The sequence below is a fragment of the Arthrobacter methylotrophus genome (genome assembly GCF_039539965.1).
GTDB classification, from domain to species: domain Bacteria; phylum Actinomycetota; class Actinomycetes; order Actinomycetales; family Micrococcaceae; genus Arthrobacter; species Arthrobacter methylotrophus.
Map to the genome: position 1 here is coordinate 3591432 of NZ_BAABED010000001.1, position 13368 is coordinate 3604799.

General features: G+C 62.9%; 14 protein-coding genes. 6 read left to right on the plus strand and 8 right to left on the minus strand.

The genetic code is table 11. The annotated features are described in order from the left end of the window. Nucleotides 1-140: 140 nt before the first annotated feature. From ABD884_RS18570 to ABD884_RS18580, 3 genes are all read left to right on the plus strand, one after another. A complete protein-coding gene (locus ABD884_RS18570; protein WP_345049297.1) occupies nt 141-389 on the plus strand; it encodes a helix-turn-helix transcriptional regulator in 249 nt (82 codons plus the stop codon). Beyond that, nucleotides 386-1660 carry a type II toxin-antitoxin system HipA family toxin gene (locus ABD884_RS18575; protein WP_345049309.1) on the plus strand — a complete coding sequence of 425 codons (1275 nt, stop codon included), beginning with the start codon at nt 386-388 and terminating at the stop codon, nt 1658-1660. The genes ABD884_RS18570 and ABD884_RS18575 overlap by 4 nt, the downstream gene beginning before the upstream one ends. A 305-nt stretch (nt 1661-1965) precedes the next feature. Then, nucleotides 1966-3531: an APC family permease gene (locus ABD884_RS18580; RefSeq protein ID WP_345049372.1), complete on the plus strand. Its 1566-nt coding sequence runs from the start codon at nt 1966-1968 to the stop codon at nt 3529-3531. A 206-nt stretch (nt 3532-3737) separates the two neighbouring features. Here ABD884_RS18580 and ABD884_RS18585 read toward each other — a convergent pair whose 3' ends face one another. From ABD884_RS18585 to ABD884_RS18600, 4 genes are all read right to left on the minus strand, one after another. Beyond that, the gene (locus tag ABD884_RS18585; RefSeq protein ID WP_345049375.1) at nt 3738-5036 is read right to left on the minus strand and encodes an FtsX-like permease family protein; all 1299 of its coding nucleotides are present in this window, start codon (nt 5034-5036) and stop codon (nt 3738-3740) included. Further along, nucleotides 5033-5764 (minus strand): ABC transporter ATP-binding protein, encoded by a 732-nt coding sequence (locus ABD884_RS18590; RefSeq protein ID WP_345049380.1) that lies wholly within the window; start codon nt 5762-5764, stop codon nt 5033-5035. Before ABD884_RS18590 ends, ABD884_RS18585 begins: the two co-directional genes overlap by 4 nt. 162 nt (nt 5765-5926) lie before the next feature. Next, nucleotides 5927-6229 carry a DUF4193 domain-containing protein gene (locus ABD884_RS18595; RefSeq protein WP_028266109.1) on the minus strand — a complete coding sequence of 101 codons (303 nt, stop codon included), beginning with the start codon at nt 6227-6229 and terminating at the stop codon, nt 5927-5929. Nucleotides 6230-6398: 169 nt separating this feature from the next. Beyond that, nucleotides 6399-7244, minus strand: a complete 846-nt coding sequence (locus tag ABD884_RS18600) for a COG4705 family protein (RefSeq protein WP_345049384.1) — start codon at nt 7242-7244, stop codon at nt 6399-6401. On the opposite strand from ABD884_RS18600, the gene ABD884_RS18605 reads away from it, so the two are divergent. Further along, on the plus strand, nt 7225-7683 hold the full coding sequence (locus ABD884_RS18605) for a hypothetical protein (protein WP_345049387.1): 459 nt from the start codon (nt 7225-7227) through the stop codon (nt 7681-7683). The two genes, ABD884_RS18600 and ABD884_RS18605, sit on opposite strands and share 20 nt — an antisense overlap. A gap of 17 nt (nt 7684-7700) precedes the next feature. Here ABD884_RS18605 and ABD884_RS18610 read toward each other — a convergent pair whose 3' ends face one another. From ABD884_RS18610 to ABD884_RS18625, 4 genes are all read right to left on the minus strand, one after another. Then, nucleotides 7701-8000: a hypothetical protein gene (locus ABD884_RS18610; protein WP_345049391.1), complete on the minus strand. Its 300-nt coding sequence runs from the start codon at nt 7998-8000 to the stop codon at nt 7701-7703. After that, the gene (locus tag ABD884_RS18615; protein WP_345049394.1) at nt 7997-8914 is read right to left on the minus strand and encodes a virginiamycin B lyase family protein; all 918 of its coding nucleotides are present in this window, start codon (nt 8912-8914) and stop codon (nt 7997-7999) included. Before ABD884_RS18615 ends, ABD884_RS18610 begins: the two co-directional genes overlap by 4 nt. A gap of 91 nt (nt 8915-9005) precedes the next feature. Beyond that, the gene (locus ABD884_RS18620) at nt 9006-9677 is read right to left on the minus strand and encodes a response regulator (protein ID WP_345049398.1); all 672 of its coding nucleotides are present in this window, start codon (nt 9675-9677) and stop codon (nt 9006-9008) included. Further along, nucleotides 9674-11305: an ATP-binding protein gene (locus ABD884_RS18625; protein WP_345049404.1), complete on the minus strand. Its 1632-nt coding sequence runs from the start codon at nt 11303-11305 to the stop codon at nt 9674-9676. The genes ABD884_RS18620 and ABD884_RS18625 overlap by 4 nt, the downstream gene beginning before the upstream one ends. A 288-nt stretch (nt 11306-11593) precedes the next feature. Here ABD884_RS18625 and ABD884_RS18630 point away from each other — a divergent pair, with 288 nt between their 5' ends. Together ABD884_RS18630 and ABD884_RS18635 are read left to right on the plus strand one after the other, a co-directional pair. Beyond that, nucleotides 11594-12442: an ABC transporter ATP-binding protein gene (locus ABD884_RS18630; protein WP_051423081.1), complete on the plus strand. Its 849-nt coding sequence runs from the start codon at nt 11594-11596 to the stop codon at nt 12440-12442. Further along, nucleotides 12439-13329 carry an ABC transporter permease gene (locus ABD884_RS18635; protein ID WP_345049407.1) on the plus strand — a complete coding sequence of 297 codons (891 nt, stop codon included), beginning with the start codon at nt 12439-12441 and terminating at the stop codon, nt 13327-13329. The genes ABD884_RS18630 and ABD884_RS18635 overlap by 4 nt, the downstream gene beginning before the upstream one ends. The last annotated feature ends 39 nt before the right edge of the window (nt 13330-13368 follow it).

The window sequence follows — 13368 nt, forward strand, 5'->3', positions numbered from 1 at the left end:
CCGGATTCCTGCCAAAACCTCCGGCCCAGCGATTACCTTTTCTGTCGGACAGCGGGTGTGCCAGATCTGTCGCAAACCCCCGGTACGGACAAATAGGCCATATCTGGCACAAATGGGAATTGGGCGCGTATGATCAATATATGTCACAAACTCCGTTCTACCGGGTTGTCGACGCAGCCTCCCTGGGGCGGGCCATCAGCGATGCCCGAAAGGAAGCGTCCCTGACCCAACAAGATCTGGCGGACCGGCTCGGCACCGCCCGACGGACTATTGTCAGGCTCGAGCACGGCGAAGCAGTCTCAATCGTTGTCGCCATGGACGCCATCCGGGTGCTAGGCCGCGACGTCGCCCTGGTCCCCCGGTTCGCGAAGCTACAGGTCAAGGCGTGAGCCCGCGGAGCAAGAGCCTCGACGTATTCCTGTATGGGGAACACGTCGGCATCCTGAGCGGGTCTGGCCTGAGGATGTCCTTCCGCTACGACCCTGACGTCGTCGCCGAGTACGGCGCTTCCTCCATTCTGTTGTCCCTGTCGCTCCCAGTGGACCGGAAGAAGATCGACGGGACCGCGGTGTACAACTACTTTGACGGACTCCTGCCGGAGGGTCAGCTCCGTTCGCATCTCGCTTCAGAAAGCGGACTCTCGACCCCTGATGCCCTGGGGCTGCTCGCCATCCTGGGCGCCGACTGCGCCGGCGCCGTCCAGGCGCTCCCGGCAGGCACGTCCCCTGATGGCCCGGCCGGCTTACAGTCGATGACGGTCGATGAGGTCGTCGGCCTCGTCGAGGCGCTGCCCACCTGGGACTTGCCCGATGACTTCGCGGTTACCGCTTCGCTGGGCGGCATTCAGTCGAAGGTGCTGCTCAGCCGACACGGTGACGGCTGGGCCTGGCCGGGCCGCGGGGCAGTGTCCACACACATCATCAAACCGGAGCCGCTCGATTCGCCGGTGCCGCACCTGCTCGCCTCGGAAGACTGGGCCCTGAAGGTGGCCACTGCCGCCGGACTGCCCGCCGCACAAACGCATCTGGAGACGTTCGGGTCCCGCCAGGCGATCGTCGTGACCCGATACGACCGGACTCCGGACGGTGGCCGGCTGCACCAGGAAGACTTCACCCAGGCTCTGGCGCTGGCCAGCACCTCCAAGTATGAAACCTCCACTGCGCCGCCGTCCCGCCTGACCCAGCTCGTGCGAGCCGCTGCACCGCACACCAGGGACGACCGGGAGTTCCGGCGCGCGCTGCTGCGGGCCATCACCTTCAACCTCGTGATCGGAAACGGGGATGCGCACTCGAAAAACTATTCACTACTGATTCGGGACGGAGGCGAAGTTTTGCTCGCCCCGCTCTACGACATCGCCCCCACCCTGCTGCTCTACGCCCGGAGCAACAACGCCGGCCACGTCGTGGGAGGCCAATCAAGGCTGAACTACCTCACCCTGGATCATGTCATCCGGGAAGGTGCGTCGTGGGGCATGGATGCCGGGGAGGCGCGCGCGACGGCGGTAACCGTGCTGGAGTCGGCTGCCACCGCGGCGGCCAAGGTGCCCGCACCGGAGGAGATCGGCTTCCTGAGCGAACTCGTCGCAGCCCGGGCCGGCGAACTCCTTGAGGGCGGGACGGCCCGCCGCGCCCTTGCCGGTCAGACGCCGGCGGCCACCTGACATATCGGACCAGAACTTGAGAACCAGCTGCCCCGGCGTTCGGGCTCAGGTGATCAAACCCGATACCAGGGCCGACGGCAAGGAATACTCCCTCCGGGCCAAACTCAGCGCCTGAGTAGCTCCATAGCCGTTTCCAGAAAGTTGAATTGAATTCCAGAACCACTTGCACCATGGCTTCTCCGCGTCCATACTAAATGAACGTCATTCATTTAGTGACTCCCGTCTCACCGGAGAGCGCCGTGGATGACCGGATGCCGCGGCATCACCCAGCGACACCTCTCGGCCATCTAGAAAGAGCCAATAGCATGACTCAAATGACCCGCCAAAGCGCAAGGAAAGCCGTGGAAGCCCACGATCCTGCCGGCACCGAACACGGCATCACCGGCAAGGGACTCAAGACGGGGCAGCTGGGGCTCCTCGCCGTCGTCGTCCTTGGCATTTCCTCCGTGGCACCCGCCTATAGCCTGACCAGCTCGCTTGGCCCGGCAGTCAACGCCGTGGGCTTGCAGCTGCCCGCCATCTTCATCGTTGCGTTCATCCCGATGATCCTCGTCGCATTCGCTTACCGCGAGCTCAACGCAGACTCTCCGGATAGCGGCACCACCTTCACCTGGAGCACCAAGGCATTCGGCCCGTTCATCGGGTGGATGGGCGGCTGGGGGCTCCTCGCCGCGAACATCATTGTCCTGTCCAACCTGGCTGGCGTCGCGGTGGACTTCTTCTACCTCTTCCTTGCCCAGGTGTTCGGCAATCCTGATCTTGCCGACCTGACGTCCAACAAAGCGTTGAACATCGCCACCTGCCTGGCCTTCGTAGCGCTGGCTGTCTGGGTCAGCTATCGCGGCCTGCACGCCACCAAACTCGTGCAGTACGCCATGGTGGGGTTCCAGGTGGTGGTGTTGGGAATCTTCGTCATTATGGCCCTCACCCACGCCTCATCCGGTGACACCCCCACCGCGCTCGCATTCAGCTGGGATTGGTTTGATCCGACGAAGATCAGCAGCTTCGAGCAATTCGCGGCGGGCATGTCCCTGGCGGTCTTCGTCTACTGGGGCTGGGACGTCTGCCTGACGGTCAATGAAGAGACCAAGGGTGGCAAGGGCACCGCCGGCAAGGCTGGAACCACCACGGCGATTGCCGTCCTGGGACTTTACGTTGCAGTGATCGTCGCCACCATGATGGTCGCTGGCGTGGGTGGCAACGGCATCGGGCTGAACAACCCGGACAACCAGTCCAACATCTTTGCCGCACTGGCCTCACCCGTGATGGGCCCACTGGCCATCTTGATGTCCTTGGCCGTGCTCGCAGGCACAGCATCGTCCCTGCAGTCCACCATGGCCTCCCCTGCCCGAAGCCTGCTTGCCATGGGGCACTACGGCGCCCTTCCGCACAAATTCTCCACCGTCAGCAAGCGCTTCGGTTCCCCGGGCTACGCAACCATCATGGCCGGGGCGATCTCAGGAGGGTTCTACGCCATCATGAAGGTCGTCAGCGAAAACGTCCTCAACGACACCATCTTGGCGCTGGGCCTGATGATCTGCTTCTACTACGGGATGACCGCCTTTGCCTGCGCTTGGTACTTCCGGCACAGCGTGTTCAGCAGCGTCCGCAACTTCTTCATGCGCCTGCTTTTCCCGGTGATCGGCGGCGTGGTGCTCACATTGGTCTTCATCCAGACGGCAGTGGATAGCTGGTCCCCGTCCTTCGGCAGCGGTTCCGAAATCTTTGGAATCGGCTTGGTGTTCATCATCGGCGTGGGGCTTCTGGCCCTCGGCGTGGTGGTCATGGTGGTCATGGCCCGCGTCCGGCCCGGTTTCTTCCGCGGCGAGACCCTTCGCAAGGACACTCCGGCCCTCGTCGTGCCGGAATAGTCGCCGGTACGGATAACGTCAACAAGCCAGAAGCCCTGTTCCGGATTTCCCCGGAGCAGGGCTTCTAGCGTGGTTCAAACCGTCGGTTGGCTGGTGTACTTCCCGTCGGCACCTGCATCCGTAGCTTGGCCCGCTGAGCTACGGATGCAGGGTTTGCGTCGAGGACTGCGCCCTTATGACCGCATTGGCCGGCCGAGTCACTGGATTCAGATGACGGCGAGCCGGAGTTCTGTCGCGAGGGTGTTGCGGCTCGACTGGATCACGGGGCGGGAGGTGGTGATGAACATGAGGACGTATCCCAGGACGAGGACGAACGGGATGGGTGCGAGTGCGCTGAGAGGACCTACGCTAGATTGCGGCCAGATGACGGCGGGTAGTGCCATGACAAGGGAAATGAACCCCGCGGTGAGCGTGATGATGAGAGATTCCAACGCTGCGGCGGTGAGGGCGACGGCTCGGGTTCCTCCGGAAATCGCGAGGAGCGCGGTGTCCCGCCGTCGGTGTCCTGAGGTCATGATGATCGTTGCGACACCGGCAAAGAGCACGAGCCCGATGGGTGCCCCGAAAATAGCAAGTCCGATGGCCATGTACTTGGGTTCGCTCCACAGTCCGATGTAGCCGGTCACGATCGCGAGTCCCATGGCAACGACCATGAGGGTGATTCCGGCGTGGCTGCGGGTGACGTTGTATTTTGCTGATTCGCGAGCGATGAACCAGCTGTCCGAGCGACCGCGGATCAGTCCGACCCAGAAATACATGACACGCTCCGCCACCCACGGTGCGGCGAAGAGGAAAGCGACCAGGATCAGGAGCTGGGCGAAGTCAAACCATCCTGACCCGCTGACCTCTTTGAGCACGATTGAGGCAAGCGTGAGAGCCAAGAAGGTCACCGCGAGAACGACGCGCGTCCTGGACAAGGGTGCGTTGATGATCTCAGGAGTGCGGATCGCGGCGAGGATCGGGGTGCGGCTGGCCTTTCGGGCCGCGCCCAATGCGCTCAGCACGACGACAGCCATGAACAGAACGAAGGCGATCGACAGCTCGAAGACCCCCAGAGTCACATGACGGAGAGGGGCGGCCTCGGAGCGGATCGGCGCCGAGAGTGTGTTGAGGAACAAGTTCAGGGTGGGCGCGGCCAGGAGCAATGCAATGGCGAACGCGGCAAGCCCTAGAAGAGTGGCCTGCAGAAGGATCACGGAACGGATCGTGCGCGGGCCGACTCCGGCCAGCTGCCACAGGGCGTAGCGGGAGCGTTGCAGATCGACGATGTATGTCAGCAGCACGTTCAAGGCGCCGATCACCACTGGCACGTTGAAGCTCATGAAGATGATCGCGTGATTGATCAAACCTCCCGGATCCTCGCTCGCTGGAGTGACGCCGGCGGTCGAGAAGTCGCCGGCGCACACGCAGGCGATGAGCGCCGCGAAGAGGGCGACGACGAACGCACCGGCCCAGAGCCGCCAGGCGACGAGCAGTTCGGTGGTAACCAGTTTCAGGATCATCATGACCTCCGAGCGTGCTCGACCGCGTCGAGGACGTCGGTCACAGTCGGGCTGTGGAGTTCACCGTGGATCTGCCCGTCGCGCATGACCAGCACCCGGTCGCCGAGCGCAGCCGCTTCGAGATCGTGTGTCACCATCACCACGCTCCTCCCCTCGGAGGCATAGTCGCGCAGCAGCCGCAACACCCGGCTGCCGGCTTCCGAATCGAGCGCTCCCGTCGGCTCATCGGCGAACAGCAGGTGCGGAGAAGTCGCCAAGGCCCGCGCGATCGCGACGCGCTGTTGCTGCCCGCCCGACAGCTGCCCCGGCCGCCGATCGGACACCTCGCCCAGGCCGACCGAATTCAATGCTGACGTCACTGCGGTTCGGTCGACGGTGCCACGGGACATGCGCATTGCGAGCGCCACATTGTCGAACGCGGTGAAGGCCGGAATCAGGTTGTAGGACTGGAAGACGAAGGCGATGTTGTCCCGTCGGAACTCGGCCGCCTGATCGGGGTCCAAGGCGCCGATGTCCGTACCAGCGATGGTCACCTCCCCCGCAGTGACCGCGTCCAGGCCCGACATGCACTGCATGAGCGTCGACTTGCCCGAGCCGCTCGGCCCGACAATCGTCACCATTTCGCCGAGTTGAACACTGAGCGAAATACCCTTCAGGACGTCAACCGGGGCCGCGCCGGAACCACTACCGAACGACTTGGAAATATTGCGGGTTGTCAGAACAGTATTCATGCAACTCTCTTTTCAATGAAATGTGCCGTCCACGCCAAACGCAGCACGGCTGTCACACTTGGTAGATGCCAACCCGGCCAGAGTGACGCCATTCAGCTGAAAATATTTCCTACCGTGAGAACCAGAATGCGAGAACGCTCCAGTACCCGAAATATCGAAGAGTTAGCCTTCGCAGTCGCGGCAGTACTTGAGGCCATTCTTTTCCAGCGCGATTTGCGAGCGGTGGCGGACCAGGAAGCATGAGGAACACGTAAATTCATCGGACTGCTCCGGGACAACGATGACGGTCAGTTCCTCACCGGACAGATCGGCACCCGGAAGGTCGATGCCCTCGGCTGTGTCGTTCTCGTCGACGTCGATCACAGCGGTCTGGGCACCGGAGCCGCGTGACGCCTGAAGGGCCTCGAGCGATTCGGCGGGAGACTCTTCTTCGGTCTTGCGTGGGGCGTCGTAGTCGGTAGCCATTGTGTGGTTCACTTTCGTTGCTGCATAGTGCCATTTCAGGCACCTCAGTGAAGCAGTTTAGGGCATAGTACACGCCGTCAGCGAATAGTGTGTTGAACAAGACATTCAGCTACCCGGAGCCCCGTAACTCAAGGGTTTTGGTTACTCTGCGGGAGGATTTTCCGGGCTGTCACGCCTGTATTAAATGATCCTGCCGCTCAGGCTCATGGTTCCGCCGCTTGATCGTCATGAGTGCGACCAGCACGGCTATCCCTGCCGCCAGGGCCAGGCTGACCGGGCCGGTGCCCCAGTCGAGGCCCCCACGGTCAGAAGAAACGGCGGTCCAGTCAGAGAAGGACGCCCCCAACGGCCGGGTCAGGATGTACGCGAACCAGAAGGCGGGGATCGCCGCCAACAGGCGGCGCCAATGGGCCAGGGCAGGGACGGCGATCACGGCCGCGAACATGATGCCCGAGGCGAAGTAGCCCAGCCCTAGCGTGTACGCGGTCAGGTCTCCCGTGGCTGTGCCGAGTGCGAAGGTTGTCAGCACCGCGGCCCAGTAGAAGGACTCCCGACGCCGAGTGGTGATGCTGTGGATGGACAGGGTCTTTTCACTCCGGTGCCAGAGCAGGAAGACGACCGCGAGCGCCACGGTGAAGAACAGGGTTGACGCCAGGTAGGGAACGCCGAGTCCGACGTGAACGGCGTCGGCAGCCATGGTTCCGAACACGCTGACCATGGCGACGGCGGTCCAGTACACCCAGGGGATGTAGCGACGGACCGAGAACTGCAGGAGCAACGAAATCAGCAAGGCCGCGAAGCCGAGGGCCAAGGCGATCTCTGGTTCGAATTGGTGCACCAGGAAATCGGACGTGGTTTCGCCCATCCCTGTAGTGAGTATCTTCACCACCCAGAACAGGACGGTGACCTCGGGTACTTTCGAGGCGGAGGCTCGGGAGACGGCGCTTTGCAGTTGACCGCCAACAGCTACGGTGTCCTTGACACGCGGGCTAGCAGTGAGTTCTTCGGGCATCATGGCCCCCATTGTCCACGGCCTTTCCGAACGTTTCCCGAAGATGACGCGTGGCGCCGGGAACCGACATTGCGGAACTCCGTCAGCTTCGCACGTTCGCGGTATGGATTCGCGGGATAATGGAACCATGGCCACGCAGGATCAGGATCCTTGGGATGAGTTCGACAGGCTCAAGCCCGCGGGACCCGATCGCGTCCCCGGCCAACCCGGAGGCGAACCACAGGGATTCGGCTTCCGGACGGGAGTACGCAGCGCAAGAGTGGCGTTCGGGTTCGCCGTCTACGCGCTGGTCCTGGGATCCGTGCTCGTCCTGGTTGGTGCCATCGACTTTATCGGCAAGGGCGAGTTGCTATGGCTGGGATTAATGGTGTTGATCGAGGCCGCCTTCGTCTATGGCTTCATCCAGCTGGCGCACCAGGCGCGCAACCGGCGCTCCACCTAGGCCGCCATTTCGAACCTTTAGCTTGCAGACCCTGTGTTGCCACTGCCGCCAAGGCCGGATCGCTTGCGGCGTCCCGCCGCCAACATGAAGACGGCGACGGCGATTGCCACTGTCGCGGCGCCACCAGCGATGGCAGTCATGCTATTCCACGGGCCGACCATCCCATTGCCGGATGGTGTTCCGGCGGCCTGGTCCGTTTGCCGGGGCCGGGCGCTCGCCGACGCCGGTGTCGAGGCTGCGGAGGTTGCTGCGCCCCCGGCCGTAGAGGCGAAGCGGGATACCGAGCCGTTGCCCGTACCGTTGCCCGGACTCGTCACGATGATTGTGCCGTCCGGAGCCACCGCAAGGTGGCCGGAGTTCCTACCGGTGGGGACGATCCGACGGCGGTTGCGCCAGGCGGGATGAGGGCCAGCACTCCGCCTTGGACGCTGGCCACGTAGAGGGTCCCGTCCTGCCCGACGACCGCCTCTTGGGGTCCTCCCGCGACTGGAATGCGGTACGCGACCGTGTCAGCACCCGGCTTGATGACAGCGAGCTGATCGGAACTGATGTTGGTGACGTAGATTGTCCCGTCGGGGCCCGCGGCGATCCCGTGGGGGTTCTCTGTGTGCCCGGGTGTTGAGCTGAGCTGAATGGTCCGTGACACCGCGTCCGCCCCGGCAGGAATGACAGAGACCGTCCCCGTAAATTGATTTGACACAAACGCGGTCCCGTCCTTCGTGACCGCGACCTCCACGGGTCCGGCCCCGACCGTTACTGTCCGGTCCACGGTCGATCCGTTCGGCGCGATGACCGACACGGTGTGCTCCAAGGAGTTCGGAACATAGATCGTGCCATCGGGGCCGGAAGCGATCAGATGGTTCCCGGGGGAAATCGGAATTCGCCGTGTTACGCCGCTTGCGCCGGCAGGAACAACGCCGACGTCGTACTGATTCGTGGCGTTGTCCCGCTCAGCGACATAAAGGGTGCCGTCCGCGGCGATCGCCAGGCCTGGCGTGGAACCTCCCGTGCTGATGGTCCGGGAGGGCCGGACCGCTCCGGGCGGTATCACCTGGACGCCGCCAGCAGGGCCGTAATTGCCCACATACGCCGTGCCGTCGGAACCCACCACCACGCCAACAGGCACCCCGCTGACGTCGAGAACCTCCGAAGGGGCCGCCACCGCGGGCACCGTCCCTACAGAGAGGAACGCTCCTGCCGCGACCGCGACGGCCAGACTCCAATTCTTCACTTTCTACCCCCGCAGATGTCCCCACAACGGCGCTGGGCGCCGACTCGACGGAGCCCTACTCCGCGCCAGCAGCATATCCCGCCGCGGGGCCTCACCCTTTGCGGGGCACGTACGTGTTCACCGGCCGCCCGGTCGCGCCATAGGCCAAATGCAGGTCAACGAGTCCTTTGCGTTCGAGTTCGCTGAGGTAGCGCTGGGCCGTGGGGCGGCTGATTCCGACGCTGCCCGCGATCTCCGAGGCACCCAAGGGCTCCGTGGAGTGAACCACCATGTCGAGGACTTTTTGCATGGTGGGTGGCAGGCGCCGGGGTCCTTGGGCCGGGGCAGCCGTCCGGCGCAGGCTGAAGAGCTGGTCCACCGTCGCCTGGTCGGCCACAGTCCGGGATTCCGCCTCCCGCCGCCAGCGCCGATAAGCCTCCAGCTGGGTTTGGAGTTGTTCGAAGCCAAACGGTTTGACGAGGTAGTACACAGCTCCCCCGCGCATGGCAGCCCGGACGGTCTCAAGATCGCGGGCAGCGGTGATCATGACGGCGTCGAGCTTTTCTCCTGCCGCCTGGAGGGACCGCAATAAGCTGATTCCGTCTTCGTCGGGGAGGTACACATCGAGGAGAAGCAGGTCAGGCTTGAGCCGCTGCACGGCTTCCCGGGCTTCGGCCGCAGTGTGTGCTTCGCCCACGCATTCGTATCCCTCGATTTTGGCCACGCGGCTGGCGTGGATGCGCGCTACGCGGAAGTCGTCGTCGACTACCAAGGTGCGGATCATTCGATTGATTTTCCTGTCATGACCGGGGTTTCGGACTCCGAGCGGGGTTCCGGCAACCAGATTTCGAAGCGTCCCCCGGGGCCCGGGAAAACATCCATGGTGCCTCCTGCCCGGTGAACGATCCTGCTTACCAGCGCAAGGCCTATCCCGCGCCGCATTCCTGGCCGCGGTTCCTTGGTGGTGAATCCATCGGCGGTGATCGTGCCCACCAATTCTGCGGGAACACCGGGCCCATTGTCCGTCACGCAGATGAAAATGCCCGAGGAATCGTCCAGCTGGATGGTCACCTCGCGTGGCGTGGGTTGTTCAGCAAGGATTTCGACGGCGTTGTCCAGCAGGTTTCCAACGATCGTCAGCAGAGCTTGAGTCTCCAGGAATGGTTGGCGCAGCTGCGAGTCGTCAGTCACCGATATTTCGACATCCTGCTCCGCAGCCACGGTGATTTTGGCGAGCAATAGCGCCGCGAGCTCCGGCGGCTCGATCCGCGAGCGCAAGCCCTCGCCAAGCGATCGAGAGGTGTCCGAAATCCGTGACACGAAGTTTCTTGCCTGGTCCACGTCGCCGAGTTCCAGGAGTCCGTCCACCACGTGGAGCCGGTTCGCGTATTCATGTTCCTGGGCACGCAAAGCCTCCATCAGGCCTTCGACCGAGCGAAGGTCACGCACCAGGCCCTCGACCTCGGTACGGTCACGCAGCGTCACTACCGAGCCTATGCTCCTTCCAGCCAAGGCAACGGACATCCGGTTCACTACGAGCAAGGCATCCTCAGTGATGACCACCTGGTCCGTTCCGCTGATCTGGCCGGTCAGCAAAGAACGGAGCCTTCCGGGCGGCAGAAGGTCCTCGATCTTCTCTCCCAGCGCGTTTTCCTCGAGGTGCAGCAGGGAGCGCGCCTCAGAGTTGATAACGGTGACCCGGCCGTCGTCGTCGAACCCGATCATCGCTTCGCGGATGCCGTGCAGCAGGGCTTCGCGCTCTTGCAGGAGGGACGCAATCTCCACCGGCTCGAGATCGAAGGTGACCCGCTTGATCCTGCGCGCCAACAATGCCGAACCCATGGCGCTGATGACGAGCACCACGGCTGAATAACCGGCAATGAGCAACGCCTGTTTGGCGAGCTCGCTGCTCTCCGTGGTCACTAGGATCCCCACTGAAACCTGCCCGACGACGGTCCCGTCCGCCGCGCGTACCGGCGCCTTGGCATTGACGGAGGCTCCCAGGCTGCCTTGGTCTATGCCGACATGGGTCTGCCCGTCGAGGACGGCGACAGGTTCTTCCAGGGTTTGTCCGATGAGTGCTGGATTCGGATGGGAGTATCTAACACCTTTCCGGTCGGTGACGACGACGTAGTCCGGTTGTGCTTGGGACTGGACTTTCGTCGCGATGGCCTGGATCGAGTGTGTGGGATCGCCGTTGCCCAGCGATGTCACGATTTCGGGCATCTGCGCCACGGTCGTGGCAATCCCCAGCGCCCGGAGCCTGTACTGATCTTCGAGCGTCTGGTTGCTGATCTGGGTGTAGAGAAGCGCGCCCAAAGTCACTGTCACGAAAAGGATGCAGAGCAACCACACGAGAATCTGGGAGGCAAGGGGCCGAGCCTTCCAGCGCGCGCGCAACCCTATGTGCACTGCCAACCCCTTCCTCATCTCCCACTAGCAGCTTATGTGACAAAGTTCACGGCCACTACGCAGCAAGAGGCTCGCCCCGGATCTCGGCGTAATGCATAAATGCACAAAACCTGCACTTTTACTGTTAAGCCCCACAACTTACTGAAGACTTCTGGCCCGAACTATTCCTTCCTAGGCTCGACGTAGTTTCCGTGATCCGGATCACGCAAGAAAGCGACCACAAGAAGCAGCGCAAGAGGGCCGACGTTCCGGCCCACATGAACCTAAAGACAGAGAGGTCTTAGCGTAATGAATGCTAACCACCCCCATCGGCCGCCCGGGGCCCCCGAAGACGCCGCGGGCATCGACATTGTCGGGTTGACCAAGCGTTATCTCACTCCCAAGCATGAGACATTCACTGCCATCCGCGATGTGACGCTCCGGGTCGAACCCGGCCAGTTCTGTGCGATCGTCGGGCCGACGGGCTGCGGCAAGTCCACCACGCTGGCTCAGGTTTCCGGACTGGAGCGGCCAAGCGCCGGCTCCGTGCGAGTCCACGATCAGATCGTTGACGGCATCACCAACGGTGTCAGCTACATGTTCCAAGCGGATGCGCTCTTCCCCTGGAAGACCGTCCTCGGAAACGTCCTGATCGGCCCGGTCCTGCTCGGGACGCCCAAGCGGGAAGCAACCTTGCTCGCGAGGGACTGGCTGCGCCGCGTGGGTCTGGCCGGTTTCGAGGACCGGTATCCGCACCAGTTGTCCGGCGGCATGCGCAAGCGTGTGGCCATGGCCGCGGCGCTGATCAACAACCCGCGGATCCTGCTGATGGATGAGCCGTTCGGCGCTCTCGACGTGCAGACCAAGGCCATCATGCAGAACGAATTGCTGCAGCTCTGGGAGGAACTGCGCCCCTCCGTCCTGTTCATCACGCACGATCTCGACGAGGCAGTGGCCCTTGCGGACAAGGTAGTCATCATGACCAGCAGCCCCGGCACGATCAAGGACGTCTTCGACATCGACCTTCCCAGGCCGCGTGGAGATGTCCAGAAGATCCGCCACGAGGAGCGATTCCTGGAGCTTCAGGGCCAGATCTGGGAGTCCCTGAAGGACGAAGTCACCCGGGCCTACAAGCAATCGGCAGGTGCAGCAGCATGACTGCCACAATGCATAAAGGTGCTCCCGTGCAAAAACAAGAGAAAGAGCAAGCGCAGGCGAGCGAGCTCAAGGTTTCCGCCCGGCGCGCCATGACGCGCCGCACCACGTGGGTTTGGGCCGGCCGTGCCATCCTCGCGGCCATCGTGATCGGTGGCTGGCAGTGGTTCACGACGGAGGGCTGGGTGGACAAGTTTTTCTTCGGCCAGCCCTCCGAAATCTGGAACAGCCTGGTCAAGCTCTTCACTGAGGGCACGGCATTCGGCACCATCTGGGAGAACCTCTGGGTCACCATGCAGGAAGCAATCTACGGCTTCCTGCTCGGCACGCTCGTCGGCGTCGTGCTCGGGATCCTCCTGGGCTCGAACAAGTACCTGTCGGAAGTTGTGGGCCCGTACATCCGGATAGTGAACTCCATCCCCCGAATCGTGCTCGGTTCCATCTTCATCGTGGCGTTCGGCCTCGGAGTATTCCCGAAGGTGCTGCTCGCGGCGGTTCTGGTCTTCTTCGTCGTCTTCTTCAACGCCTTCCAGGGCGTCCGTGAAGTCGACCAGAACCTGGTCGGAAACGTGCGGGTCCTGGGTGCATCGCCGCTTCAGGTAGCGATCCACGTGACAATTCCCTCGGCCATGACCTGGATCATCGCGAGCTTGCACACTGCATTCGGCTTCGCAATCATCGGCGCACTCGTTGCTGAAGTGCTCGGCGCCCAGCAGGGAATCGGCCTGATCATCAGCCAGGCACAGGGGACCTTCGATCCGAACACAGTCTTCGCCTGCATGGTGATCATCGCAGTGATCACGCTCGGCGCGGAATACCTCATCGCCCTGCTAGAGCACACGCTTCTCAAATGGCGGCCGCCAAACCGTTCCGAAGCGCAGGCGATCTGACGCTCGCCGTCTTCCCTTCCACTGACCCAACGCTCGAAT